This is a genomic window from Edaphobacter aggregans DSM 19364 (assembly GCF_000745965.1).
Classification (GTDB): domain Bacteria; phylum Acidobacteriota; class Terriglobia; order Terriglobales; family Acidobacteriaceae; genus Edaphobacter; species Edaphobacter aggregans.
The window spans coordinates 1-25,442 of sequence record NZ_JQKI01000057.1 but is presented as its reverse complement, the minus strand read 5'-3'; the positions used below and the strand labels follow the sequence as shown (position 1 = coordinate 25,442).

Here is a 25,442-nt window from a genome sequence, read left to right as displayed (position 1 = left end):
GAAGGATCTGGGGTGCGCCGTACCAACCGATGGTCTACATCGATTATCTGCAACTTCCAAAAGGTTCTCTGTTGAGTGATGTATTTAGCATGGCGTCGCAGTACGCGGTGCGGTCCGTTCTGGCGCCGGCAACGCTGACGTCGGAGCGGCGCAGTGCCCGGAAAAGAGGAAGCACCCACGATCGCTGGGCCAGCGGCGGCTTGCTTTGCGTCTTGTCGCCGGATTTGACATCATCGCGCTGCTCCTATCGCCAGTTGGAATTATGGTGTGCTGGCGTATTCGGTGGCTTTACACCGGCGCGAAATCGGAATTCAGATGGCGCTTCGATCTTCGGCCGAAGTAAGAACCTACACTGCAAGCGAAACCACCTTCCAACAGTAGAGCCTTCCGCTATATCTACTGAATCCTTCATCACTTGAGCCGATGCTAGCGTGCTGCCAGATCTCCCCCGTCGAGGGTTTTGTTCGACGGTTGTGGTCCCGTCCTCAGTCACTGGCCAAGCGGAGAATACCTCCCTTGTAGACCGAGATAGCAATTGTGTCGTTGGTTCCGGCGTTCCATTGTCGTGGAAGGAGATCGCCAGAGAGTCGTCTCCTTCGACCGAGATTGGATTCAGCGGATCCGTTACGTCCTGGATATTCGCCTTGGCGATAAAAGAACCATAGCCCCCTGCGCAGTATCGGTGACTCCGAGAGAGGGGATCGAGTTGCTCTTAATCTTAGAGTCGACCGCTCCTGCGCACGATGATGTTGGCGTTCCCCTGCAGGTTCGTGCCGCCCTTGTTGTACTTCACGTTGAAACCGAAGTTGGTCTTCACACCGGGATCCCCCGCGTAGGCGCCCGCGGAGGCGCTGTTCACCAGCAAACCGCCTCCTGTGATTAAGTTGGTCTGGTTAGGGAGGTTGATGGACATTGGGAAATCAGTGTCGCCCGTGCTGTCAGCATAGTAGCTGTTCGTGTCTGGCGACACCGTGATCGTGGGTGCTATGCCGGTCTGGCTACTCGAGAAGGAGAACGTGTAGATGCAGCCGATCGTTCCCACCCGAGTGTCAGCCGTGACGAGTGACGGCTGGAGATTGCTGCATTCAGATGTGGCAACGCCGTCGACCAGAATCTTGTAGCGGGCGTTGCGAATGTCCCCCGGATTGAGATCATAGATGGCCAACGTATTGGGAACCGCGTTGCTCTCCTGGACCGTGAAGGTTAACGGTGCAGTCGCCGAGTAAGTGCTGGGCGAAGACGTGTAGAGCACGTATTGCCCCGTATAGGTGACGTTAGCGTCTTCCTTGACGATGGTCAGAGGAACTTTGTTGATGCTGCCGGTAAAATCAACGGAATCAATCGGCGTGAAGATCGCAGTTGCGTTGTGATCCCCGGGAGCTATCGATCCTGCCACACTCTCCAGCAGCGTGACATTGGGGACGGTGGCCGTTCCGTTCGGGCCGACTGCCTGCGTCGCACCGAGCTGTTGTTGGCTGGCGGTTCCGTAGTTGAGGTAGAAGCTTACATCGTCGCCAATTCCAGGCGCCGAGATTGGTGTGGCTGAAATATTGATCGCGTCGCTGTACTGCTGCGGGTTCGGGCTGACCGTAAAGCAAGCTGGAAATCATCGTCGGTGCGGGAGTGATGGCGATCGGGGCCGGAGCAGAAGTGTCCGACGTGTAGTTGGCTAAGGGCAAAACTCGCGGTCACGGCGCAAGTGCCGACAACCAGAGGTGGCGTAGCCATGGGCCGTACGCGACATCCCTGTGCCGCTGTAGCTCAGAGTCACCGGTGAGAGCGTCTCACCGTTCACGCCCTTCGCCGAGCCGCTGCCGGAGCACCCGGAGGCGTTATAGATGCAGGTATTGCCAGTGGCTGTTACGGTGAATATAGAGAGGCTGGCGATTTCCCAGCTTGTCGCAAGACTATGTCACAATCGTGATCGTCACGCTGCTTGATCCGGAAGCGTAGTCGGTCCCCCCTCCAAAGGTTGCCGTGATGGTATGACTGCCGGCAGTCAGGTTAGAGGTCGTGTAGCTGGCTTGTCCGTTGCTGTCGACCGCGACTGTCGCCAGCAGTGTACTGCCGTCATAAAAGGATATCGCGCCGTTGCCACTTGGTGCCCCTGCACTCCAAGAAGTCACCGACGCCGAAAACGTCAGACTTGTTCCCATGGTTAGGTACCAACTCGAAGGCGTGAGAGATACAGCGACAGGAGCCGGTGTCACAGTGAAGGTTTGAGTCTGGGCCGCCGCGCCGTAGTTGGTCTGTTGCGGGTAGGCGATGACAACCGAGTGGTTGCCCGCGGCCGGCTTTATAAGGGTGAACCCGGCATTCCCATTACTTAGCGGAACAGCTACCTGCGTGCCGCCGTCGTAGCTGTAACTGATCGAACCCTGCGCCGATCCAGCATTCGAACTCACGTTGACAGTGCATTGATAGTTGGCGCCGTAAGAAAAGGAGGCATTCCAGCAGGAGACTCCCATGTTGACCGGAACCGGTCTGACATCCACCGCTGTCCGACCCGATATGCCAGGGGCATTGTTCCCATCGCCGGAGTACACCGCCGTCAACGTGTGCACGCCAGCAGCCAGGCCGGGCGAGATGTACCAGTAGGCACAGCCATTTCCCTGCAAAGGCTGTGTTGTGAGAGCTGTTGCACCGTCTTCAATCTGAACGGTTCCGGTCGGCGTATCTCCTGTTACGCAGACAGTGACGTTTGTGGCACCAGGATAAACCAACTCTGTACTGGATAACTGGAGTGCGATTGCCGGATCGTAGACATTCAATGCGAGGCCCGCGGAACCGGAGAGGTGGTTTGTGTCTCCCCCATACTGTGCCGTAATCGCCTCGGTGCCAGAGGTTGCAGGGACGAAGGAGCAGGTTGCCACGCCGGACTCATTGAGTATTGCTTTACAAAGCGTGGTTGCGCCCGAGGTGAAGACGACAGGACCTCCGGGCTGGCCTGGACCGGTCACCGTAGCTGTAAGCGTTTCTGTTCTACCCTGCGCGGCGGGACTTGGATTTGCAGCGAGCGACACCGTTACTGCAGCCGGCTGAATGGTCAGCGTCCCGTTCACAAATTGGAGGCTGTAATTCGGCGCGCTGAGGGTGCCCGCCGCAACGGTGATGGGGTAGGACCCCGCAGCGTTTGGTATCGCCGGAACAGTCGTGAACGAGGGCGATCCGGTCAGGATTGACGCGCTGTCCCCACTCACGAAGCCGCTGTAGGTTGCCGTATATGCCGGCAACGGCTGGCCATACGTGATCGTCGGGGACGCTGCCGTTACTGTCAGGATCGGTTTCGCGCCGCAAGAGGGGACGCAATCGCCTTGGAATTGCTCCAACGCATAGCTGGTGGAAGGTCTCTGATCCACCAAGATGCCTGGGTTGCCGACGGAATACGTAGTATTCGTTCCAGACGCATGGACTCCCGTGGTGACATCTGTGCAGGTATAGGTCGATCCGACGACAGAAAGTTGTAATGTGTCGCCGTTTGCGGGTAATGCGCAGTTCACTACGCTCTGGACGCCCGCGCCTGCCGTCAGCACATAAATTTTTCCTGAATCTGCTATCCAGCAGACACCGTTCCCCGCCGCATTCATGTGAACGCATGGACCGGTGGAATCAGTGTGTGAGGTATGATTCACAAACTTTACCTGCGAATACTGATCGTTTGTGAACGCGATACCTGTATAGATCGCCAGTCCCTGCTTTGCAGAAACGGAGGGCACGACCGTCCCACTGGCCTGCACCAGAGACACGTAACCAGTAGCTGTCGTATTCGTCCAGTAGACCGACAGCGCGCCCGATCCGCTGAACGCATCCGTGACCGGATAGCTGGAGCTGGAAATGATGGTGTATGCCGCCGATCCAACGGCGCTGGCAGTATAACCGCTCGCGGTGGCGATGGCCTTCACCGTCTCGCTTGCGGAGACGGCAACTGGACCCGAATAAACCGTCGAGCTTGTCGTAGGTGTTGTCCCGTTGGTCGTGTAGTAAATCGTCGCCGAAGGTGTCGTCGTGCTGATCGTCACCATCTGCGCCGAGCTGTAAGTTCCGCCCGCTGGGCTGAACGTGGGAGTCGCCGCTACCGAAGTGATGGTGTAGGCCGCCGATCCAACGGCGCTGGTCGAGTAGCCGGACGCCGTAGCGATTGCCTGGACTGTTTCTGTGGTGGAGACAGTGATTGGGCTCGAGTAGACCGTCGAGTTCGTCGTTGGTGTCGTTCCGTTGGTTGTGTAGTAGATGGTGGCTGACGGAGTTGTGGTGCTGATGGTCACCGTCTGTGTTGTGGGGTAGGTTCCAGCCGCGGGACTGAACATCGGTGGTACCGCCGCCGAAGCAGAACCAGTGGAATACAGCATGTTCAGGTTGGCGCTGTTGCTAGTCCCGTAGGCAGGGTTATTTAGGCTAAGCGTAACCCCGGAACGAGTCTCCGTTGCGAAATACTGTCTCTGACTGCCACCTCCGAAATATGACTGCCCGGTGATAAAGTAGTTGGTGTCGGTGAACTTAAATCCAGCCCATCCAGGAGGTGAAGACCTTATCGGATATTGAAAGAACCCATCAATTTCAACATTTCCGTTGACGATATTCAGGTCTGTGCCGGCCTTCTCAGACTTCCACCCCAAAGCCCACAGGTTGATCCCAGTGCCGGTTACCTTGTCGAATTGCACGCGGTAGTTACCAGCCGTCTGCGCCGTTGGAGGATAATCGGCATGAGTTCCATACCATGTAGCTGTAACCGTGCTGCCAGAAATACCAGTTACAACCGCTGGAGTAGAACTAAGCCAGGTTGCAGGCGAGATTCCCACGAAGTATACGTACGATCCAATCGTCATTCCGGGATCAACAGCGAGCGTAAGCGTAAGGGTGTGGGTTGCGGAAACATAACCTACACTCGTTACTCCAAGTATCTGCCCCTCAGCCTCATCGTCTAACCCGCGAGCATAGATGGACTGTCCAGTGCAAAAGCTGGTAACGCTAAGTTGTGCATCCTCAAAGAACACATTACCCGCCCCGGCAGAGCAGTTGTAAGAAAGCCCTGAATCCTCAAATACAAGCGTGCGGGAGCTGGCATGGGATACGATTGGCTGGTTAATCGTACTGTTGAAATGATCAAGGATTATCGGAGGGTTAGATGATGATCCACCAATGACCCAGTTGATTACCGCCCCAGCCGTGGTGTAGTTGTTGCCCATGATGTGATTGATGTTTCCGGGGACCGTTACATTGATTGTCCCCTTGGTTGTTGGGCTATAGTATCCAGTCTGGGTGGCTATCTGAGAACAGTCGGTCGTGTTTCCGGGATAGTTGCAGGACACCGGAACATACGCCGTAGTTGCTGCGCAACTAGCCAGAGTTCCAGTCCAAGTCGTAGGATCAGGCCCAAGAGCGCACCACGTAGACGGAGCGGGGTCACTTGCAAGGGGGGTGTCGGGAGAGTTCGGGATTATGATTCCGGTGGGAGTCCCTGAAGGGAAAAGACTCCCCGCTGTTCCCGACCAATGCTCCGTGATTGCGCCATCGTTCGTAGTGTTCCCGTTAGAATCCATCATCGTATGAAGATATCCAGCGGGAGTAACGTCACGCGTGTAGAATGTCCCGTTCGATCCGTTGGTGATGGCTGTATTTGCCGATCCACCCCCGATCAACTCAGCACCTAGCAATACTTCAGCTCCGCTATTATTAGTCCACGCGGGTACGGAATTGACGGAGAAGTAGTTGCTGGATTCTAGGTTGTATCCTCCAGTAATAACGCCAGCTGTTGTCTGATTTTCGCATGTGAGATTGTAGATAACCGAGTTGTACTCCAACTCTGCCGTTGCTTTGAAGCAATATGAACCGCCATATCCCGCTATATTCTTGAATAGGGTTTGCCCGGGGAACGCCCGATCCACATTGAAAGCAGACTCCCCCTGGGAATCGTCAAACCATACCTTCACATTCCTTACCGCATTGAAGTTATTACCGATAAACTCAACAGCCCTTGTACTGGGATTTCCCGGACCAACCTCTACCCCGATATTCTCAAAGTGCTCGTTAAAGCCATTGTTATTTGCCCCATTTGCCAGCCCGCCGAGGAAGTATATGAAGGGCAAGGGAGTACCAGAGAATCCCGGAGATGCCGAAGCTAGTTTTACGATTGACTTATTCCACCCGTCTCCCGTAATCGCAATGGCGCTGCCGCAGAAATTCAGCGTTCCCGATACGAGATAAACGCCACTGGGAAGATAGAACTGCTTCGGATGCGCACCATAGGTAATGCAGCTAGTCCCACGTCCCGTATTCAGAAAACAATTGAACGCAGCCGTGTTGTCCGTAACCCCATCACCGACAAGAGCAGAGCATGATGAATTAGCGACGGTCATATTCTGCATCATCCCCGAAGGCTGAAGCGGTACGGTAACCGTTGCCGCACCCATTCCCGTCGCAGCCTCTACCGTGATTGTCCCGGAAACGAAGGAGAACGTATACGATCCGTTTGCTACAAGCGATCCAGCCGAGCAGGTTACGGGGTAAGTACCCACTGCCGACGAACTCGTGTATGTCGTGGTACAGGAAGGATATCCACTAGTTACTGCATTAGACCAAGTATCAGTCCCCGCGAATCCGGAATTTGTCCACGTCAGAGGCGGGATGTCATCCCCATAGTGAACGGTGACATTATTTGCGGTAAACGTTAGAACGGTGGCGCGTGCTACACCCGCAAACATGAGCAGGATGATAAGTAGTCGTTTCATTTGTATACCTTCCTATCGAGCCGAAGATTGCACGTGAAACGATCTGTTGCCCAGTCTCCAGGCGTAAATGTTACGCTGTTACCTGTTAGTTTCAACCAGATGGATGTCGACTCGAGATGGAGACGACGAAGCATTATTCGTTGCGACACAAGGCGAGCCGCCGCTAGCTTCGAGAACCCGAAATCTCCCAGGAGAACAACCTCCGCATGAAAGTGTCAGCCCAAAGCCGGCAACTCTGTCGCCATCTGCGGTAGTCCTAGTTTGCTGGTTGATCGTACGACCCACCGAGAATATGCGAAGAATTGCCGCAACAAGAGAGGGGCTGACGTCGCGTATGCTGTAGGTTTTTGAAGATTGAGGGCGGCATCTATTTTGCCGGCGTGGAGTCCTGCTGCGCCAAAGGCCGGAATGCTACCAGTCGGCTCTGAATCGGATTTTCCCCGTTTACCTCAGATAGCACGACTGCTTCAAAGAATGGGTTGTGACCATGCTCTGCCTCGGCCTGCGTAATCTCCCTCATGCCGGTTTCAGAGGTCATATACGAAATCAGCGCCGTAGTCTGCGCGCCTTGCACCAGTAGGATCCGGCTTCCAGAAGCCCGTCGCGGCAACAGCGCGATCAGTCCCGGCGTCACCATCCTGGAAGCAGACTCCTGGTCCAACGGGAACTGTCGAGGACTTCCGGCTGGCATTCGCTTATCAATAACATACTTCTCATACGATCCCAGCTTGTAGCTGAGACGATCGAGATCCGACTGATAGGCAGTCAGGGACGACGTCGTACCGAACGCAACCACATTCTCGTAGTCGATGATTTGATGGGGAGATTCCGCTGAGCTTGAGATCAAGGTCTGTACCCCATAGCTGTCGAGAAATCGTTCAAGCCGAAGTGCGGCGAAGGTGTCCGAAGCAAAGGTGTAATTCTGCCAGGCCACCGGTTTGCCAAACCGCTTTTCCATATCCGCCAGCTGAGGTGAGTCTTCCAGCTTGGTAGACTCGTTGACCGAGAGGTCGCGAGCTATCAACGTGCTGGTGCCCCCGTCTGGCCGCCATGCAAAAAAGATAGGAGTAGGCAGGATAATGCGAGTCGCCTTTCCATTGTTTGTAAGGTCCTTCCAGAAAAGGGGCAGTTCCTGATCCATTGATGCGCTGTTCTTCCCACCGTGGCGCTTTGGTATCAAGAGTAGCCAACTCAAACAGGAGAGGAGCAGAACAATGACCGCGACCAGCACCGAAACCAGAAAGCGATTAGGGCTGGACCACCCTCTGGGGGTGGGGAAAACAGTCGCAGAGGGAACTACGTCGCCGCTCGTGTCGCATCGCAGATGGGTCCCAGGATTGGATTTCAACCCCTCTACAACCTCGCCATCCGGCATCACCTCAACCAATTGAATTTGGTGGGTACCGAGCGGAATAACAAGCCTGGTGGTGAAGCGGCTCCCTTCCCCTTCGTAATATCTCCTGAGAAGAACGCGAAGCCTGGCAATTTGAACGCGGACTGTAGCATCGATCTTTGATTCGAAATCCGGATTCCTGCCTAGACCGTCCACCGCGATAGCATACTCGCTTATGCCCTGGTACCGGTTTTCCCAGAGATAGAGAAGCAGGGCGCGCAGTCTCGTTGCCCGCTCAAAGCACTTGCTTTGGAGCACCTCCTCCAAATGCCGAACGTCCGGAATCTTCGATTCTGGCTCAACCCTATTTTCGGCCAATACTGACACGGAAAAAATCGTATCCCTTCGCTGCCCAGCCAAGACCGTCTTTCGCCCTTACCCTCAATGGAACGAAACACTCTTTGCTTTTGGCGCCTCAACAGTAGGCGTTTGTTCTTCGATTCGTCAACAGAAAAATTCTGAACCTGTTGCAACAGGTCCTCGATCTGTTCCGGAGCACTGTCGATACGGCACACTAGTTATCACTGAGTAACCGGCCCCGACGCGCTGACCGTGGGTTAGGCTGTGAGTACAGTAGGAACTGGAACGATACCCTGTAGGGGAGTCGATCGACGATCAGCTCGTCGTGATCGTTTCAATCAAGCTTGGTGACATGTCCGTGGCTGACATTGGCGATACCAAGCGGCAACAGTTTGATGGGAGGACGCAATCTGAGGAGACCCATGCAACGATTCTGTTTCACGCTCGACCTACGACCAGATCCGGAACTGATCGCGGAGTACATTGAACTCCATCGCTCTGGACGCCCAGAGATACACAAGGGCATTCGTGATGCTGGGGTTCTTGACATGCAGATATTCATTGCAGGAAATCAGCTGTTCATGATTATGGACGCAACAGATTCATTCACTCTTGACCATAAAGCTGCGATGGATCGAGCGAATCCCGCAGTGATGGAGTGGGAGCGTCTGATGAGTCGCTTCCAAAATGTCGACGAAGAGAGTGATTTAACCGCGCGCTGACGATCGTTGACCAAGATATATCAGCTGGAACAGGGCTAGTGATGCAGGTAGTATTTGGTCAGTAAATCATTCACTATGCGGTAAATCAATGGAGATTGAAACAAATTGCGATATCGGATCCTTGGAAATACCGGAGTCTCCATTTCCGTCATCGGCTTTGGAGCCTCGCCGTTGGGGAATGTATTTGGAACCATTTCTTCCTCTAGCGATTCCGTATTGATTGATGCCGCGATCGATAAGGGCATCAACTTCTTCGATGTATCTCCTTATTATGGTTTGGGCCTAGCAGAGGAACGCCTTGGGACCGCTTTGACACCGCATCGACAGGAGGTTGTGCTTGCAACCAAATGCGGACGCTGCGATGTAGATGACTTCGACTTTTCGGCTGGAGGCATCACCTCGCGGTTAGAGGCTTCTCTGCGAAGGCTGCGAACTGACGCCGTCGATTTACTGCAGCTACATGACATTGAATTCGGGGATGTTAAACAAGTGATTCACGAGGCGCTCCCCGCTCTTGCTGAGCTAAAGCGTCAAGGAAAAGCGCGTTTTATTGGCATAACGGGATACTGGTCTGGTTTACTTGCAGGCGTCGTGCAGAGCTTTCCCTTGGATACCGTGCTCAACTACTGCCGTTGGAATTTGTTTGCCGACGACATGGACATTCGCCTGACGCCGGTCGCGAAGGCTAATGGCGTGGGCTTGATCAACGCGTCCCCTCTGCACATGGGCTTGATCGGCAGTTCAATTCCTGACTGGCATCCTGCCCCTCAATCTGTTCGCGTGGCTGCCGCTGATGTGAAATCGGCGTGCCAGAAGAGAGAGGTAGACCCAGCAACGGTCGCTGTATGGAGATGCCTTCAACATCCAATGGTCGCGAGCACGCTCGTAGGAATGGCTGACGTGTCGCAGGTTGCAAGTAGCTGCACTGCACTTGAGTTTCAACCGGACGATGACCTACTAGCTACGATCACCGAAGCGATTTCCCCTGTGTATAACACTGTGTGGTCCCAGGGCAGGCCACAAAACCAAGATGGTGTCTTTGATCGGAGCCTGATCTTCATGGATCACGATGAGGCTGCAGATCAATACGGATCCTCAGCGACGGTGGAATCCACCCTAGGTTGCTGGGAATAAATCTCATCTTGATTACCAATTCACTGTACCCATCGCCGAATTACGGGGTGTGGACATCTGCAACAGAGAGGACCATTCATGAGAGCGTTATCGATGCTTTCGCCAGGAAATCTTACGATCATTGATGTACCCGAGCCGACAGACGGGGAAGGCGTGTTGTTGCGGGTAGAAATGGTCGGGCTCTGTGGCTCGGACTTGAATAGCTACCGCGGCAACAATCCCATGGTCACCTACCCTAGAATTCCAGGCCATGAGATTGCTGCGACGGTGATGGAAGGCGGTACCCGCCACGCGCCTGGTACGAAAGTCACGGTTTCGCCGTATACACATTGCGGCCGATGCGGCGCTTGCAGGAATCAACGCTTCAACGCGTGTCAATCCAACGAGACCTTCGGTGTGCAGCGGGATGGTGCGCTTGTCCAATGGATTCGTGTCCCGGAAGAGAAGCTTTATACTTCAACGCTTCTCTCAATACAAGAGCTATGTCTCGTCGAACCGCTTACTGTCGGGTTCCATGGTGTTGCACGCGGTCGGGTGTCAGAGCAAGATACCGTGGCTGTATATGGATGCGGCGGCGTCGGATTAGGCGCAGTCGCTGGAGCAGTTTTCCGAGGAGCGCACACAATTGCGATCGATCAGGATGACGACAAACTTGACGTTGCTCGGTCAGCAGGAGCCGCTCACGTAATAAATACGAAGTGCTGCAACGCGACCAAGAGGTTGAAAGAGATTACCAATGGTCGGGGGCCGGACGTGATTATAGAGGCGATTGGGCTGCCCGAGACTTTCCAAGCTGCTGTGGAACAAGTAGCCTTCACAGGACGTGTCGTATACATCGGTTACGCGAAGCGGCCGGTGGCTTACGAGACAAAATTATTTGTACAGAAGGAACTGGATATCCTCGGTTCTCGAAACGCGCTGCCCGAGGATTTTGGAGCGGTTATCTCTCTGCTCGAGTCAGGTACATTCCCGGCTGAACGCGCTATCAGCGCAGTGGTGAATTTGGACGACGCACCCGGAAGCATTGCTCTCTGGGCGGCTGAACCATCGAAGATCACGAAAATTATGGTTCAGGTCAACGCTTGATCCCGTTTTTCAAGAGACGGACGGAGGAACTCGATGTCGGTGGAAGACGGCAGTCTTCCGTGGGTGGCACGAGCCGGATAAGCCGAGAGGTTTAAGTCCGGTTCTGTGAGAGGCTCGGGGTGAAATTCCCCGGGCCTACTCGGCGGTCGGCAGGTGGACTGCCGCCCCTATGCCGATCTGACGGCCAATCCGGAAGCTAAAACGCCCTCGGCCCCCAGGGCAGCTTTTGCAAGCCTGGCGATTACCTCAACACGATGGGCTCCTTCGGCTATCAAAGAAGGACGTTGTGGTTGTTGGGACGGTGATCTTTTAAACAGCGATAGCTGCAAATGAATCCTAATTCTGGGATGTGATCCGTCCACGTGTTGCAGGAGAATCCGACGATTACGACGCCTTCTGAAAGGGGAGGTCCCAAGAGAATTCCTTTTGAATGGAGTCCTTCCGGCGGATCGATTTGATATAGCTACGAGCGAAGCTTTCGGCAAGTTTTGAGGTGTTTGTCGCCCGGATGAGCAAACTGGTTGAAAACCTTAAACTCTCATCTGCCAAAGGTTTGAAGACGGCATCTCTTCCACCCAATTGCTCCAACGATCCGTGACATAGGAACGAGATTGCATCGTGGGATTCAACAAGCGCAACTCCCTCATGCGGAGTCGTGATGGGGAGCAAGCGTCGTGGTTGCAATCTCTCTTGGCGAATAATCGCCAATATGGAGTCGTACATCCACGGGTGGAGATTCCGCGCAAAGAGAGCCCAAGAGTATCCATCAAGCTCGCGAAGGTACACGCTCTCCTGCTTCACCGCAGGATGAGTTGGGGAGAGCGCAACGTATAGAGGATCGCGCCGAAGTTCTACCGTCGTTAGCCCTCGATGTTCGGGAATTCCGATAGCAATAGCAAGATCAATCGAACCGTTTAGCACAGAGCGAGCCAGGTTCGGCGAAAAGGCGCTTTCAAGCTGGATAGCCAGCTGCGGATACAGCGGAAGTTCGATCGAGAACAGGCGATTTACGAATTCAATCCAAACGTATGGCGAGCGTCCGATTGTGAGAGAACGGAGATCAATTTCTCCGCAGGACTTGGCCGCATACATTGCCCGTTCGCTGTGAAGTATGGCCAGTCTTGCTTCTTCCACGAAAGCTTCTCCTGCACGCAGAAGGGATACGTGTTTCTTGTCTCGCTCAAACAGTGCAACAGAGACCTGATCTTCAAGCTCTCGGATCTGCTTTGTCAGGGCAGATTGGGTGATGTGAAGTCGGTCTGCAGCGCGCGCATAATTCAATTCCTCGGCGAGCGCGACGGCGGCATATTGAAGACGAAGGTCGACGGCGGATGACATGGAAACACTCCCTTCCGAGAAGCTCTACACAGGGAAATCTCGGCTCATCCAAGGCGGGCTCGCTGCTAAGGAAAGGGCTACAACGCTTTCACTTTGCAATCCAATTTACAAAATGAAGAGACGGGAGGCAAGCGCACACCTACCACATTTAGACGATTTGGAATTAGACCTTCCCGAAAAATAATTGGACAAGAATCCACAGAAATGACCATGCTTTCCACATGGAGGATCAGTGCAAATGATCGATCTGAAGAAGCCTGTGTCCCGCGCGGTCGCGGATGAAACGAATGGATTCGTCACCGCGCTTCCGTTGATGCGGCGAGCGGAAGCTCGAGAGCGGGAGGCCATGTATCCCGAGACATTGGATCTGAAACAGGCGGCCGCAGTTCTACACTGCCACCCGAAGACGCTGCGGCTCATGGCTATCGCCGACAAGGTCCCAGGACGCCGAGTGGGGCGACTCTGGCGTTTCTCCGAGAAGCGTCTCAAAGAGTGGCTTGAGGCCAGCTAAACCTGCGCCAGCAGCATTTCAACTACTTTGCTATTGGCCTCTCGCTTTTCCGGTGAGAGGGCCTTTCCGTACACGTTGAATGTCGTCGAAATCGCGGAATGGCGCATGAGGTCCTTCGTAATGCCAGGCGCGATGCCGGCAGCGTCAAGCCACGAACGGTAGGAGTGGCGCAGAGAATGGAACCCCAATCCGTGCACGCCGATAGCTTCGCCTGCAGGCCGTATCCAGCGTTGTTGTAGAGACGGGGAGTGATAGGGCATTCCAGTCTCGGGATTCGCGAACACCCATTCAAGCGGCATTGTCTGATCTTTGTTGAGTGGTTCCGCTTCCGTTTCGCACTTCTGTCTCCAGGCCAGCAACAGCTTCGCCAGCGCCGGATGAACCGGGAGCTTTGACTTTGATGCGACCGTCTTGGTCTCATCGATCGAGCCTCGGTATGCACTCCGACCGATCGTTACAGTCTGATGTTTCCAATCGAAATCATCCCACTTCAAGCCTAGGGCTTCGCTGACACGCAGTCCGAGGCAGCCCATGGTGATGGCTATCAAGTTCACGTATTCCGGCAAGCGTTTTACGACATCGCGGAACTGAGCGGGTGATAAGACGACGGATTCTTTACGCCGCTTCGTCACGTTGCGAATCTTCACGATCTCGACGGGATTGCGCCGATCGATGGAGACGTACTCCCAAAGCGTCGCCAGATCGAAGAGTTTATGAAGCAGGCTCCGCAGATGTCCCTGGGTTACGGGAGCGAGATCGAGAGTCCGAAACCATGCATGAAGATCAGCGGGGCGGATCTCGGAGACGATCCAAGGCCCCCACTTCGGGCGGATGTGTCTGTTGATGATGGAGCGATAGCCGCCTCGGGTGGAGTGGCGGACAGGCATCTCTTCGTCGATGTAACGGTCAAGAAGAGCGTTGAAGGTTATGTCTGAGGATCGGGCATACTCCGTCGTCTGGTTGAGCTTTACGAGAAACCCTGCGAGGTGCTGACGGACTGCCTTCTCCGTCTTGAAGAGCGAAGCATCGAACGTCTGAACCTTACGGACGCGCGCGCCGCTGTCGTCGAAGTCGTAGTAGCGGAATTCCCACGCGAAGCCCTTCGCGCGTTTTACCTTGCGGATAGCCCCGTGCTGGTAGCGCTCTTTGGTCGTGCTCAGCATGCGAAAAACCTCCTGATCGCTAATGAGATTCTAGCAATGGGGTTTTTTGGGGTTTTAATCAATTTGCCAGAAATGGCATAAGTTATTGAAATGATTGGAGCACCGAGCGGGAATTGAACCCGCGAATACTGGTTTTGCAGACCAGCGCGTTAGCCACTTCGCCATCGGTGCTCTTTACTCCGCCGGGCAGGGACGCGGCGGAGGAGCGCAGTGCAAACAGACTACCTTACTGAGGCTGCGCCGTCGTCCGAAGATACGGCTTTACCGTCTTGTAGCCCGGAAAGATCTTGCCTGCCTCTTCGTTCGAAACTGCTCCGGTGATGATCACATCCTCGCCCTGCTTCCAGTTCGCCGGCGTCGCAACCCTGTGCTTGGCCGTCAGTTGCATCGAGTCGAGCACGCGAATGATCTCGTCGAAGTTGCGGCCCGTCGTCATCGGGTAAGCCAGCAGCAGCTTGACGCGCTTGTCCGGGCCGATCACGAACACCATGCGCACCGTCGCATTATCTGCGGGAGTGCGTCCCTCGCAGCTGTCGCCCGCATCGCCCGGCAACATGTCATACAGCTTGGCGACCTTCAGGTCGGTATCGCCGATGATCGGATAGTTCACGGCTGAGCCGGTCACTTCCTTGATGTCCTCGGCCCACCTGCCGTGGTTCTCCACCGGATCGACGCTCAGGCCGATCACCTTCGCGCCGCGGGCGGCGAACTGTTGCTCCAGCGCGCCGACCACGCCCAGCTCCGTCGTGCAAACGGGTGTAAAGTCCTTTGGGTGAGAGAACAGCACGGCCCAGTTGTCGCCAATCCACTCATGGAAGTTGATCGTTCCCTGCGTCGTCTCGGCAGTAAAGTCTGGAGCCACGTCGTTGATTCGGAGTGCCATGTGAGTTATGCCTTCCGGGGTGCTACCCCAAGTTCAGATGTATCGATAACAATTGGCGCAAAGAGAAAACCCACCCTGCGCGGTGGCTCGGGTGGGTTCTGCGCTACTCGAAGAGACTCGACTCCGATTCGCTCATCCGCACACCCTCGCCGGGCTACAGCGACAGCGCATCGAGGTCGTGTTGGGTGGCGTCGTCATTCGCTTCAATCTTTTGTACCGCGGCTAGCTGGGCTAGCATCAAGCAGGTTGGCCTGACTTGCGGTCTACCCAAAACCATAGTTCGAGGAGCTTGCCATGTCAACTCTGCCGATTTCATCCGAGCCTCCCTCCACAGCCCACGTCGCCTTCGACTACTGCCAGGTCGACGTCTTCGCCGAGCGCCCGCTCGAAGGCAATCAGCTCGCAGTCTTCGGCGACGCGCGCGGCCTCTCGGATGACGAGATGCAGTCGCTCGCACGCGAGACCAACCTCTCGGAGACGACCTTTGTCTTCCCGCGTGCTCCTGAGGTCGAGCAGCGCCACGGTGTCCGTGTCCGCATCTTCACCGTCGCTGAGGAGCTGCCCTTCGCCGGCCACCCCACGCTCGGCACCGCAAGCTGGCTCTACTGGAACCATCCCTCACTGCGTGGAGCCGAGACCATCACGCTCGATCTGAACGTCGGTCCCATCCCTGTGCGCTTCACACCACCGAAGCCATCCGAGCATGGAGTCTTCGGAACCATGCGCCAGAACGACCCCGTCTTCGGCGCCCCGCAGAACCATGCCGACCTCGCCGCCGTCCTCCAGCTTCCGCTCGACGACCTCGACGCCGGACTTCCCATCCAGGCCGTCTCCACCGGCAACCCCTTCTGCATCGTCCCTCTGCGCTCGCTCGATGCCGCCCGTCGCCTCGCCGTTCCGCAGACCCCGCAGGTGAAGGCTTACCTCAAACAGTACGACGCGAAATTCTTCTACTTCCTCACACGCGCCGAAGAAGGCAGCGGAGCCGACTGGCACGCCCGCATGCAGTTCTACAACGGCGAAGATCCCGCCACCGGATCGGCGGCCGGCCCTGCCATCGCCTACCTCGTGCGCCATGGTCGAGCGGCCAGTGGCGAGACCATCGTCATCGAGCAGGGAGTCGAGATGCTCCGGCCGAGCCGCCTCTACGTCTCAGCAACGCTCACCGGCAGCAACGTCTCCGATGTGTTCGTCGGAGGCCGCACCATTCCCGTTGCAATGGGACGCCTTTTCCTGCCGTGATGCACGCGATTTCAACAAGCGCCTCGTATGAATCGCCAGCAAATTCGCACTCTTCCACACGCCGGTGGATGTGCAAGTTCTAATCTTTCTCATTTTCGCCTTAACTTCGCCATTGCCAAGCCGCTCAAGTCTTCATACTCTTGGCAAGCGTTAACGATGTTCTCGCACGCAACGTATGAGGACATCGGTGATGAGTCTTTCGCCTGTATTACGGACAATCTGAGTTGAGAGACGCTCGACTGCTGCACAGTCGCGACTCCTGAAGCGCATCATCGCTGCCCGCAAAACGCAGTCGAGTGCCGGGCCGCCCTTTTCTGGTTCCTGCATTTACCGCACACGCGGCAGGCCGATCTTCTGCGTTTCCCGGGCCCTCGCGAGGCAACCTGCGCCTGCGCGAGCATCTCTCTCACCCTGCGGTCCGGCCGCGTTCGCCGGACTAGTGGCACTGTTCCTCGTTTGGAGCAGACAGGAGAGCCTCGGCTCTTCTGTCTGCTCTCTCCCAGGGAGTGGATGGCCAACTACGCTCCGGAGTACGTCTCCGGTCGGACCCGCGGGGGTGCACCTGAACACCCAGGCTCGTGGAGCGGCAAACCAGCCGATCCTCAGCCTGGCCCATCGGCCGGGCCGTCGTTACGGCGGCGCACCGGCAGAAGCGAGATATTACTTTGCGGCCCAAGAAGACGATCCTCTGCGTAGACGACAACGAACAAGCACTCTCTGTCCGCACCTTCCTGTTGGAAACGCGCGGCTACCGCGTCATCCCGGCCCTCTCTGCCCATCACGCCCTCGAGGTCATCGAGCAGTCGCTCCCCGGCTCCCTCGATCTTCTGCTTAGCGATCTCAACATGCCCCAGATGGACGGCAACGAACTCGTCCGCAAGGCCAAGCAAATGCAGCCCGCGCTGCCTGCCATGATCGTCTCCGGCACCGTCGCCGCCTTCGACCGCGGCTGCTCCGCCGACGTCTTTCTGCCCAAAGGGGCAAGCTCCCCGGCCGAGATGATCGAGCGCATTCGTGTCCTCGTTGCTCGCAAACGCGGCCCCAAGAAGGTCCACCCCACACAGCCCGCCGTCTCCATGCTGAGCCAGGCAGTAGCCTCGTAAGGAAATGAGGGAGTAGGGAAAGCAGTTTTTCCTACTCCCTATCGCCCTACTCCCTGCCTCTAAGCCTCGACCAGCCCATAGCGTCGCTGCCACTGCTGCTTCAATCTCGCCCACACCGCCTCTCTCTCCTCGCGCGTCATCGCTGGATCAGGCCGTTGCACGAACCGCGTAGCCTCGGCCTTCGCCAGCTCCAGCACCGCGCGATCGCGCAGCAGGTTGGCGACGCGGAACTCCGGCATCCCCGCCTGCCGCGTTCCAAAGAACTCGCCCGGCCCGCGCTGCTCCAAATCGAGCTCAGCCAGCTCAAATCCGTTCTGCGTCGCGACCATCGCGTTCAATCGTGCCTCGGCCTGCTCGCTCACCCGGCCGCCCGTCATCAGGATGCAGTAACTCTTCGCTGAGCCGCGTCCCACGCGCCCGCGAAGCTGATGCATCTGCGCCAGCCCAAACCTCTCCGCGTGTTCGATCACCATCACTGAAGCATTCGGAACATCCACGCCCACCTCAATCACCGTCGTCGCAATCAGAACGTCGATCTCACCGCGCTGAAACCGCCGCATCACCACTTCTTTTTCATCCGCGCTCAGCCGACCGTGCAGCAGCCCCAGCCGCAGCCCGGCCAGCGCTCCGGCCCGCAGCTCTTCATACATATCGGTGGCCGCCCGCAGCGCCTTCTTCGGCTCAAACAGCTTCTCCGTCTTCGCAACCTTTCTTTCTGTCGGCTTCTTCCTACCCTTGGCACCCTTCAATGACGTGACATCCTGAGCGGAGCCTTTGCGCAGCAAAGGCGCAGTCGAAGAATCTGCGGTTTGTTTTGCACTGGCACTCTCCTCCTCATCCCGCGCAAAATCCAGCTCCGGCTGATCGTCCTTCGCGCCCTCAATCACCGGATACACGATATAAGCCTGCTGCCCCGCGGCAACCTGCTTGCGCACAAACGCCCAGACATCCTCGGAGCGCTCCTCCGTCGTCCTCCGCGTCACGACCGGGGTCCTCCCCGGCGGAAGCTCATCGATCATGCTCGTCTCAAGATCCCCATAAAGCGTCAGCGCCAGCGTTCGCGGTATCGGAGTCGCCGTCATCACCAACACATCCGGCTCCGCCGATCTCCCATCGGGGCCCGGCTTCTTCATCAGCCGGAACCGCTGCTGTACGCCGAAGCGATGCTGCTCATCCACAATCACCAGCCCCAGATTGTCGAAGTCCACCTTCTCCTCGATCAGCGCATGCGTCCCAATCGCCAGCCCCGTCTCTCCGCGATAGATCCTGCCCCTTGCCTCGCGCTTCGTCGCATCGTCCAGCGAGCCCGTAAGCAGCGTCACGCGATACGGCCGACCCGTCCGCGGAGAAACCACGCCATCCAGCAGCTTCCTCGCCGAAAGATAATGCTGCGTCGCCAGAATCTCCGTCGGCGCCATCAGAGCAGCCTGGTAGCCGTTCTCGATCGCCACCAGCGCAGCCTGCATCGCGACGATCGTCTTGCCCGACCCCACATCGCCCTGCAGCAGCCGCCGCATCGGCTGCGGCCTGCGCATGTCCGCCGCAATCTCGCCCAGCACGCGCTTCTGCGCCGCCGTCGGATGAAACGGCAGGATCTGCTTCAACGCCCTCCGCACGCGCTCATCGGTCACAAACGCCGTGCCCTCGCGTTCGCGTAGCCGCCGCCGCTTCAACTCCAGCCCCAGCTCCAGATAAAACAGCTCTTCGAAGATCAGCCGCCGATGCCCTGGCGTAGCCGCCGACATCAACTCAACCACCGGCGTCCCCGCCTCCGGAAAGTGCACCGCACGCAGCGCGTTCAGTCTCCCCGGCAACCCAAGCCGCTGCAGCATCGCAGCAGGCAAAGTCTCCGGCACAACCCCGCCGCCTCGCTGACTCTCCAGCTCCTCCAGCAGTCCCCAAACCACCCGACGCAGCCACCGCGAGGTTAGTTTCGCTCCCCAGGCCGTTGTTCCGCCCAGAAACTCATACACCGGAACGATCCTTCCCACCTCCAGCGATACAAACTCCGCCTCCGCCGAATCCGCCCCCGGCAGAATCTCAAACTGCGGCTGAATCATCTTGAACTTGCCCACGGTCGAGCGCGAGGCCTCAAGCTTCCCATACAGAGCCACCATCTGCCCGGCCTTGAACTTGTCCTTCAGGTAGCTGCCGTGGAACCACATGCACTTCACCGTGTCCAGCCCCTGCCCCACGGTCATCTCGAAGATCGGCATCGATCGCGTACGCAGCAGCACTGAACCCCGCACCTCCCCGATGATCGAGGCCATCGCACCCGCCTTCAGTTGCCTGATCGGCACCGGATTGAGCCGATCCTCATACCGGAACGGCAGGTGATACAGCAGGTCTTCGACGGTCTCGACCCCACGTTCCGCCAGCGCCTCAGCAACGCGCTCTCCCACGCGCTTCACAAACTTGATCGGTGTCGACAGTTCCAGCACAGACCGATGCTACCAAGCCTCGCTAATAATGGTGCCGTGCTCTGAGCAACTATACTTCGGCATCATGCGACCACTCTTCCAGATCATTCTGTTGGCCATCACGGCATCAGTCTCTGCGCAGCCGCCCGAGCAGCCCATCAAAACCACTCTCTGTCAGAGAAAGGAAGATCCAATTAGCTTCAACAAAAAGCTCGTTGAGGTCTCGGGTTATGCCACGCACGGTTTCGAGGACTCGATGTTCGAAGAACCATCCTGCTTCTGGAATAACAAAAACAACTTGCCCGGCATCTGGATGGAATATGGAGGAACTGCAGGGACCAATACGATGTATTGCTGCGGCATCAGTCCCAGCAACAAAAAGAAACCTCTCGTAGTCCAGGGTGCTCCCGTAATGCTGGTGAGAGATGAACTCTTCGAAAAGTTCGATAAGTTGCTCCATTCCAGGCCCGGAAAAGACATATCCATTCGTGCTACTGTTCGGGCGCGCATCTTCGCTCAAGTGGTTTCTATCGACAGCCAACACCACTACGTCGGTGGATATGGACATATGGGCTGTTGCATGCTTCTTGCCGTTGAACAGGTTAAGTCTATCGATTCAAAGGAACCAGAACCTTCGATCTTCGATCTGGCTACCTCGTTCGAACGTAAAAGCCGCTAAAAGGTACTGATAAACTGGCCGTATACCTTCGTACAGGAATCCATGGCCATCGTTGAACTTCACCAGGTCCGCAAAGCCTACGACACCAAAATCGCCGTCGAAAACCTGAGCTTTCGCATCGAGCCCGGCAGCATGTTCGGTCTCCTCGGCCCCAACGGCTCCGGCAAGACCTCCTCCATCCGCATGATGATCGGCATCACCGTGCCCGACTCAGGCTCAGTCGAGCTCTTCGACCGGCCCTTCAATCGCAAGGACCTTCACCGCGTCGGGTACCTTCCCGAGGAGCGCGGCCTCTACAAGAAGATGAAGGTCATCGACCAGCTCAGCTTCCTGGGCCAACTCCACGGCCTCGACGCCGCCACAGCGACCAAGCGCGCCCACGTCTGGTGCGAGCGTATGGAGATCACCGAGGCCATCCCCAAGAAGACCGAGGAGCTCTCCAAGGGCATGCAGCAGAAGATCCAGTTCATCGCCGCCCTCCTGCACGAGCCCGAGCTCGTCATCATGGACGAGCCCTTCAGCGGCCTCGACCCCGTCAACGCCACCTTGCTCATGGATACCCTCGTCGACCTTCGCAAACAGGGCCGCACCGTCCTCTTCTCCACCCACCGCATGGACCAGGTCGAAAAGCTCTGCGATGCCATCTGTCTCATCCACCGCGGCCGTCTCGTCCTCTCCGGTGGCATGCAGGAGATCAAGTCTCGCTACCCCAAAAATCGCGTCCAGATGGTCTTCGAGGGCGACGCCTCCTTCCTGAACAACCCCTCCGTCGAGAGCGCCAAGAACTACAACGGCATGGCCGAGATCAAGCTCCGCGACGGCGCCAACGCCCAGCCCCTGCTCGCCGAGGCCGTCGCAAAGGCGCGCATCACCCGCTTCGAGGTCATGGAACCCACCCTTGAAGAGATCTTTATCGAAACCGTAGGAGACCGCGTCGATGCATAACATCTGGCTCATCGCAAAGCGCGAATACCTGGAGCGTGTCCGCACCAAGGCCTTTCTCATCTCCACGCTGATGATTCCGCTGCTGATGGGAGGAGGCATCGTCGGCTCCGTCGTCACCAGCAGGAAATCGAAGCCCACTTCGCACATCACCGTCGTCTCGCCTGACCAGCAACTCGCTGTCGACCTGCAAAAGGAACTTGAGAACGGCAAGGACAGCCGAATGACGGTCGACATCATCTCCCCCGGCAACTCTGCGACCCACGACACCCTCGACAGCATGCTGGCCGATAACCAGATTGACGGCTACCTCTGGATCACTCCCGCCTCCGCTCCCGGTGGCCGCCCCAGCTTCTCGTACACGCCTCGCTCGGCGGCCGACATCAGCACCAAAACCTCCATCAATAGCGCGCTGCGAACTGTGCTGATGCGCGAGCGCCTCACGCACGAGGGCATGGTCGCCGGCGACGTCGACGCTCTCATGCAACCTATCAAGGTCGATACAACGCAGGCGGGCAAGAAGGCCGATACCACATCAAGCTACATCGCTGCGACTGTTCTCTTCGTGCTGATGTATATGGTCATCCTGCTCTATGGCATGAATGTCGCCCGCTCCATCATCGAAGAGAAGACCTCGCGCGTCTTCGAGGTGCTGCTGGCGACCATCCGGCCCGAGGAGATGATGGCCGGCAAGGTCATCGGCGTCGGCTCCGTCGGACTAACCCAGGTCGCCGTCTGGTTGCTCGCCGCAGCCGTTCTCACCAGCGGTTCTCTCCTCGGCGCAATGGCCGGCGGCAACGTTCATGTCTCGCTCAGCCCCATGCAGTTCGTCTTCTTCGTCGTCTACTTCCTGCTCGGCTATCTGCTGTACTCCTCCGTCGCCGCCGCGCTCGGCGCCATGGTCAACTCCGAGCAGGAGCTTCAGCAGCTCAACATGATCCTCGTGATGCCGCTGGCCGGCTGCATGTTCGCGCTCGCTCCCGTCATCAGCAATCCCAGCGGCCCGCTGGCGCGCATCATCTCGCTCATACCTTTTTGCGCCCCGCTCATCATGTATCTGCGCATCTCGCTCGCCACGCCGCCCGCCTGGGAGATCGCTCTTTCCATAGGCCTGATGGTCGCCACCATCTATGCCATCCTCTGGGTCAGTGCGCGCATCTACCGCGTCGGCATCCTTATGTACGGCAAGCGCCCCACCCTGCCCGAGATCATGCGCTGGCTCAAATACAGCTAATCGATCGCATCCCCTGAATCGGGCCGTCTGTCAGGCGCCTGCCGCAGCAGCCTCTTCAGCGTCTTTCCCGTTGCTCCCTGGGAGCGCCTCTCGAAAAAGGCGTCTGCCGTCTCCACGACGCCGATCTTCTGCGCGACAGCGACCGAAATCCACTGGTTGAGCGAGACGCCGTCCTCCTTCGCCAGCCGTTGAGCAGCGTTCTTGATTGAGGTCGGCAGTTTAAGCGGGTATGTAGAGCGGCTCATTCTGATATCTCCTCTAAAGCTTCTGCGGGGCTGAGAATCCGTAGCCGGAACTCGTGTATCACCGATAGAAAGTCCCTTCGGTTATGAGTAACAATGGCATCGGCTCGTCCATTCATCGCGGCTTCCAGAACCATCTCATCATTCGCATCGCGCAGATGTGGCCGCCATCGAAAATGAACTTCAACCGGTTCGATCAGACTGGCCAAGTCCCGCATGAGCAACTCGAGATCACGAAGCCCAATCCCATGAATCCTCCGCTGCTCCGGCCTGCGGAGAACGTCCTCGTACTCAAGAAACAACGCAGGCGTGGCGAGCATCGTGAACCGTCTCGCGCCAGCAAGTTGAAGCAGCCGGTTGCTGGCTCCTGACCTGCTTCGAAATGCCGACACGACGACAGAAGTATCCAGTACCAGCCTCATTCATCATACATCCTATACGATGTCTCATTCCTGGCTTCCGATCTCCCGCAAAACCCTTCGTAATCGACACGGTAAACTCAACCACGTGTCCGATTCCTCGCAGACCTACACCTTCAAGCAGCGCCTGATCCTCGCCATCGTCCCCCCGATGGCCTACATGATCATCTGCCTGCTCGGTGTCACGCTGCGCTACGAAGACGTCTGCGAACCCGGCGTCCTGCCTGCCTACCACATGCCTCGGCCCCTCATCTACGCCCTCTGGCATCGCTGCCTGCTCGCATGCGCCTGGCGCTTCCGCAACGGAGGCATCCACATCCTCATCAGCCGCAGCTTCGACGGCGAGCTGATCGCCCGCACCGTCGAGCGCCTCGGCTTCGTCGCCGTCCGAGGATCCAGCTCCCGCGACGGAGCCGCCGGCCTGCGCAACCTCCAGCGTGCCTATCTCGAAAAAAACTACTGCGCCATCACCGCCGACGGCCCGCGTGGCCCCGCTCAGATCGCCAAGCCCGGCGTCACACAGCTCGCAAAACTGGTCGACGGCCACGTAGGAGCCCTCCACCTCCATCCGCATCGCGCCTGGGTCCTCCGCTCCTGGGACCGCTTCCTCATCCCCAAGCCCTTCTCACGCGTCACCGTCGGCTGGGCCGCGTTCGCTCCTGCCGAACAGTCAGCCGTTCAATCCGCGCTCGACCGCGCCGTCGAGATCGCCGAGTCCGGCTCCCCCGAGCCCCACCTCTCCGCACACTAAAATCGATGCAGTGCGCGTAGCCGACTTCCATTTCGATCTCCCCGAAGAGCTCATCGCGCAATCGCCTCCTCCCGTCCGCGGTTCCAGCCGCATGCTCATCCTCGACCGCCGCGCCCGCGAGTACCGCGACGACTTCTTCCGCAACCTCCCGCACCTCCTCCACCCCGGCGACCTCCTCATCCTCAACGACAGCCGCGTCATCCCCGCGCGCCTCTACGCCACCCGCGTCCGCGGCCCGCACACCCAGGCCAGCTCGCCCGACCCCTCCGGCCGCATCGAAGTCCTCCTCACCCAGCAGCTCGGCCCGCACGAGTGGACCGCCCTCGTCCGCCCCGGCCGCAAGGTCCAGCCCGGCGAGCGTCTCCACTTCGCCGCCGCAAACGACCACGCACCACTCCTCGAAGCCGAGGTCCTCTCCGCCGGAGACTACGGCGAGCGAACCTTGCGCTTCACCCCTACCGAAGACTTCCGTGCCATTCTCGATCGCATAGGCCACATGCCGCTGCCGCCCTACATCCATCGCAACGACACTGCTGACGACCGCGACCGCTACCAGACCGTCTTCTCGCACGAGCCCGGCTCTGCCGCCGCCCCCACCGCCGGCCTACACTTCACCCCCGAGATCCTCGACCAACTCCGCGCACGCGGCATCCAGATCGAGACCATCACCCTCCACGTAGGCCTCGGAACCTTCCAGCCCGTCCGCGCCGAGAACGTCGAAGACATCCGCCTGCACGCCGAGCACTACACCCTTCCCGCCGCCACCGCCGAAGCCATCAACGCCGCCCTCCGCGAGAAGCGGCGCATCATCGCCGCCGGAACCACCACCACCCGCACGCTAGAACACTGCGCCCATCAAGCCACCACCGCCGCCTTCGAACCCCACGCCGGCATCCGCCTGCACCCACACACCGGCGAGACCAGCATCTTTATCCACCCCGGCTACCGCTTCCGCGTCGTCAGCGGCCTCCTTACCAACTTCCACCTCCCGCAGTCCACGCTGCTCATGCTCGTAAGCGCCTTCGCGGGCAGGGAAGCAGTGCTCGCCGCCTACGCCCACGCCGTCCGTGAGCGCTACCGCTTCTTCTCCTACGGCGACTGCATGTTCATCCTCTAGTACTGTGACCGCTTGAATGAGTAGTTCAGTTTCAG

The 25,442-nt window shown here is 57.7% G+C and carries 20 protein-coding genes and 1 tRNA gene; 10 read left to right on the top strand and 11 right to left on the bottom strand.

Annotated elements, in window-relative coordinates; translation table 11 throughout:
• Positions 1-718: 718 nt before the first annotated feature.
• The 3 genes from Q363_RS19700 to Q363_RS19690 form a co-directional block, all read right to left on the bottom strand.
• A complete protein-coding gene (locus tag Q363_RS19700; RefSeq protein ID WP_035353785.1) occupies positions 719-1,396 on the bottom strand; it encodes a hypothetical protein in 678 nt (225 codons plus the stop codon).
• Positions 1,397-1,907: 511 nt separating this feature from the next.
• Positions 1,908-6,728: an Ig-like domain repeat protein gene (locus tag Q363_RS38595; protein ID WP_084080560.1), complete on the bottom strand. Its 4,821-nt coding sequence runs from the start codon at positions 6,726-6,728 to the stop codon at positions 1,908-1,910.
• A gap of 367 nt (positions 6,729-7,095) precedes the next feature.
• Positions 7,096-8,448 (bottom strand): hypothetical protein, encoded by a 1,353-nt coding sequence (locus tag Q363_RS19690; RefSeq protein WP_157467204.1) that lies wholly within the window; start codon positions 8,446-8,448, stop codon positions 7,096-7,098.
• A gap of 395 nt (positions 8,449-8,843) precedes the next feature.
• Between Q363_RS19690 and Q363_RS19685 the strand changes: the two genes are divergently transcribed.
• The 3 genes from Q363_RS19685 to Q363_RS19675 all read left to right on the top strand — a co-directional run bounded on the left by Q363_RS19685 (position 8,844) and on the right by Q363_RS19675 (position 11,363).
• A complete protein-coding gene (locus Q363_RS19685; protein ID WP_035353777.1) occupies positions 8,844-9,143 on the top strand; it encodes an L-rhamnose mutarotase in 300 nt (99 codons plus the stop codon).
• A gap of 105 nt (positions 9,144-9,248) precedes the next feature.
• Positions 9,249-10,277 (top strand): aldo/keto reductase, encoded by a 1,029-nt coding sequence (locus Q363_RS19680; RefSeq protein WP_084080559.1) that lies wholly within the window; start codon positions 9,249-9,251, stop codon positions 10,275-10,277.
• Positions 10,278-10,355: 78 nt separating this feature from the next.
• Positions 10,356-11,363 carry a zinc-binding alcohol dehydrogenase family protein gene (locus Q363_RS19675; RefSeq protein ID WP_035353775.1) on the top strand — a complete coding sequence of 336 codons (1,008 nt, stop codon included), beginning with the start codon at positions 10,356-10,358 and terminating at the stop codon, positions 11,361-11,363.
• A 384-nt stretch (positions 11,364-11,747) separates the two neighbouring features.
• On the opposite strand, the gene Q363_RS36395 is transcribed toward Q363_RS19675, so the two are convergent.
• Positions 11,748-12,701, bottom strand: coding sequence for a LysR family transcriptional regulator (locus Q363_RS36395; RefSeq protein ID WP_051979027.1), 954 nt, complete (start codon positions 12,699-12,701; stop codon positions 11,748-11,750).
• A gap of 238 nt (positions 12,702-12,939) precedes the next feature.
• Between Q363_RS36395 and Q363_RS19665 the strand changes: the two genes are divergently transcribed.
• Entirely contained in the window at positions 12,940-13,212 is a 273-nt protein-coding gene (locus Q363_RS19665; protein ID WP_035353772.1) for a helix-turn-helix domain-containing protein, read from the top strand.
• Here Q363_RS19665 and Q363_RS19660 read toward each other — a convergent pair.
• From Q363_RS19660 to Q363_RS19650, 3 genes are all read right to left on the bottom strand, one after another.
• The gene (locus Q363_RS19660; protein ID WP_035353769.1) at positions 13,209-14,375 is read right to left on the bottom strand and encodes a tyrosine-type recombinase/integrase; all 1,167 of its coding nucleotides are present in this window, start codon (positions 14,373-14,375) and stop codon (positions 13,209-13,211) included. The genes Q363_RS19665 and Q363_RS19660 overlap by 4 nt on opposite strands.
• 95 nt (positions 14,376-14,470) lie before the next feature.
• Positions 14,471-14,546: transfer RNA gene (locus Q363_RS19655), tRNA-Cys, on the bottom strand.
• Between the two features lie 55 nt (positions 14,547-14,601).
• Positions 14,602-15,258, bottom strand: coding sequence for a peroxiredoxin (locus Q363_RS19650; protein WP_035353766.1), 657 nt, complete (start codon positions 15,256-15,258; stop codon positions 14,602-14,604).
• Positions 15,259-15,552: 294 nt separating this feature from the next.
• Here Q363_RS19650 and Q363_RS19645 point away from each other — a divergent pair, with 294 nt between their 5' ends.
• Both Q363_RS19645 and Q363_RS19640 read left to right on the top strand, forming a co-directional pair.
• Positions 15,553-16,500, top strand: a complete 948-nt coding sequence (locus Q363_RS19645) for a PhzF family phenazine biosynthesis protein (RefSeq protein WP_035353763.1) — start codon at positions 15,553-15,555, stop codon at positions 16,498-16,500.
• Positions 16,501-17,165: 665 nt separating this feature from the next.
• Positions 17,166-17,603 carry a response regulator gene (locus Q363_RS19640; RefSeq protein ID WP_035353760.1) on the top strand — a complete coding sequence of 146 codons (438 nt, stop codon included), beginning with the start codon at positions 17,166-17,168 and terminating at the stop codon, positions 17,601-17,603.
• Between the two features lie 59 nt (positions 17,604-17,662).
• Here Q363_RS19640 and recG read toward each other — a convergent pair whose 3' ends face one another.
• Positions 17,663-20,044, bottom strand: a complete 2,382-nt coding sequence (gene recG / locus Q363_RS19635) for an ATP-dependent DNA helicase RecG (RefSeq protein WP_035353758.1) — start codon at positions 20,042-20,044, stop codon at positions 17,663-17,665.
• Between the two features lie 106 nt (positions 20,045-20,150).
• Complete coding sequence (locus Q363_RS42135) at positions 20,151-20,591, bottom strand: hypothetical protein (RefSeq protein ID WP_169747048.1); 441 nt, start codon at positions 20,589-20,591, stop codon at positions 20,151-20,153.
• A 153-nt stretch (positions 20,592-20,744) separates the two neighbouring features.
• On the opposite strand from Q363_RS42135, the gene Q363_RS19625 reads away from it, so the two are divergent.
• Positions 20,745-21,647, top strand: coding sequence for an ABC transporter ATP-binding protein (locus tag Q363_RS19625; RefSeq protein ID WP_035353752.1), 903 nt, complete (start codon positions 20,745-20,747; stop codon positions 21,645-21,647).
• Complete coding sequence (locus Q363_RS19620; RefSeq protein ID WP_035353749.1) at positions 21,640-22,878, top strand: ABC transporter permease; 1,239 nt, start codon at positions 21,640-21,642, stop codon at positions 22,876-22,878. Before Q363_RS19625 ends, Q363_RS19620 begins: the two co-directional genes overlap by 8 nt.
• Here the strand turns inward: Q363_RS19620 and Q363_RS19615 are convergent.
• Together Q363_RS19615 and Q363_RS46515 are read right to left on the bottom strand one after the other, a co-directional pair.
• Positions 22,875-23,123, bottom strand: a complete 249-nt coding sequence (locus tag Q363_RS19615; RefSeq protein ID WP_035353746.1) for a hypothetical protein — start codon at positions 23,121-23,123, stop codon at positions 22,875-22,877. The two genes, Q363_RS19620 and Q363_RS19615, sit on opposite strands and share 4 nt — an antisense overlap.
• Entirely contained in the window at positions 23,120-23,542 is a 423-nt protein-coding gene (locus Q363_RS46515) for a putative toxin-antitoxin system toxin component, PIN family (RefSeq protein WP_084080558.1), read from the bottom strand. The genes Q363_RS19615 and Q363_RS46515 overlap by 4 nt, the downstream gene beginning before the upstream one ends.
• A gap of 85 nt (positions 23,543-23,627) precedes the next feature.
• Here Q363_RS46515 and Q363_RS19605 point away from each other — a divergent pair, with 85 nt between their 5' ends.
• Entirely contained in the window at positions 23,628-24,290 is a 663-nt protein-coding gene (locus Q363_RS19605) for a lysophospholipid acyltransferase family protein (protein ID WP_035353792.1), read from the top strand.
• 10 nt (positions 24,291-24,300) lie between these two features.
• Complete coding sequence (queA, locus tag Q363_RS19600) at positions 24,301-25,407, top strand: tRNA preQ1(34) S-adenosylmethionine ribosyltransferase-isomerase QueA (protein ID WP_035353740.1); 1,107 nt, start codon at positions 24,301-24,303, stop codon at positions 25,405-25,407.
• Positions 25,408-25,442 lie beyond the last annotated feature (35 nt).

Bases quoted from the DNA above. Each gene is read 5' to 3' on its own strand.
- Q363_RS19625 (WP_035353752.1), top strand. From the start codon at position 20,745: ATGGCCATCGTTGAACTTCACCAGGTCCGCAAAGCCTACGACACCAAA.
- Q363_RS42135 (WP_169747048.1), bottom strand. From the start codon at position 20,591: ATGTCCATATCCACCGACGTAGTGGTGTTGGCTGTCGATAGAAACCAC.
- Q363_RS19620 (WP_035353749.1), top strand. From the start codon at position 21,640: ATGCATAACATCTGGCTCATCGCAAAGCGCGAATACCTGGAGCGTGTC.
- Q363_RS19660 (WP_035353769.1), bottom strand. From the start codon at position 14,375: ATGCTGAGCACGACCAAAGAGCGCTACCAGCACGGGGCTATCCGCAAG.
- Q363_RS19685 (WP_035353777.1), top strand. From the start codon at position 8,844: ATGCAACGATTCTGTTTCACGCTCGACCTACGACCAGATCCGGAACTG.
- Q363_RS19645 (WP_035353763.1), top strand. From the start codon at position 15,553: ATGTCAACTCTGCCGATTTCATCCGAGCCTCCCTCCACAGCCCACGTC.
- Q363_RS19650 (WP_035353766.1), bottom strand. From the start codon at position 15,258: ATGGCACTCCGAATCAACGACGTGGCTCCAGACTTTACTGCCGAGACG.
- Q363_RS19675 (WP_035353775.1), top strand. From the start codon at position 10,356: ATGAGAGCGTTATCGATGCTTTCGCCAGGAAATCTTACGATCATTGAT.
- Q363_RS38595 (WP_084080560.1), bottom strand. From the start codon at position 6,728: ATGAAACGACTACTTATCATCCTGCTCATGTTTGCGGGTGTAGCACGC.
- Q363_RS46515 (WP_084080558.1), bottom strand. From the start codon at position 23,542: ATGAGGCTGGTACTGGATACTTCTGTCGTCGTGTCGGCATTTCGAAGC.
- Q363_RS19615 (WP_035353746.1), bottom strand. From the start codon at position 23,123: ATGAGCCGCTCTACATACCCGCTTAAACTGCCGACCTCAATCAAGAAC.
- Q363_RS19665 (WP_035353772.1), top strand. From the start codon at position 12,940: ATGATCGATCTGAAGAAGCCTGTGTCCCGCGCGGTCGCGGATGAAACG.
- Q363_RS36395 (WP_051979027.1), bottom strand. From the start codon at position 12,701: ATGTCATCCGCCGTCGACCTTCGTCTTCAATATGCCGCCGTCGCGCTC.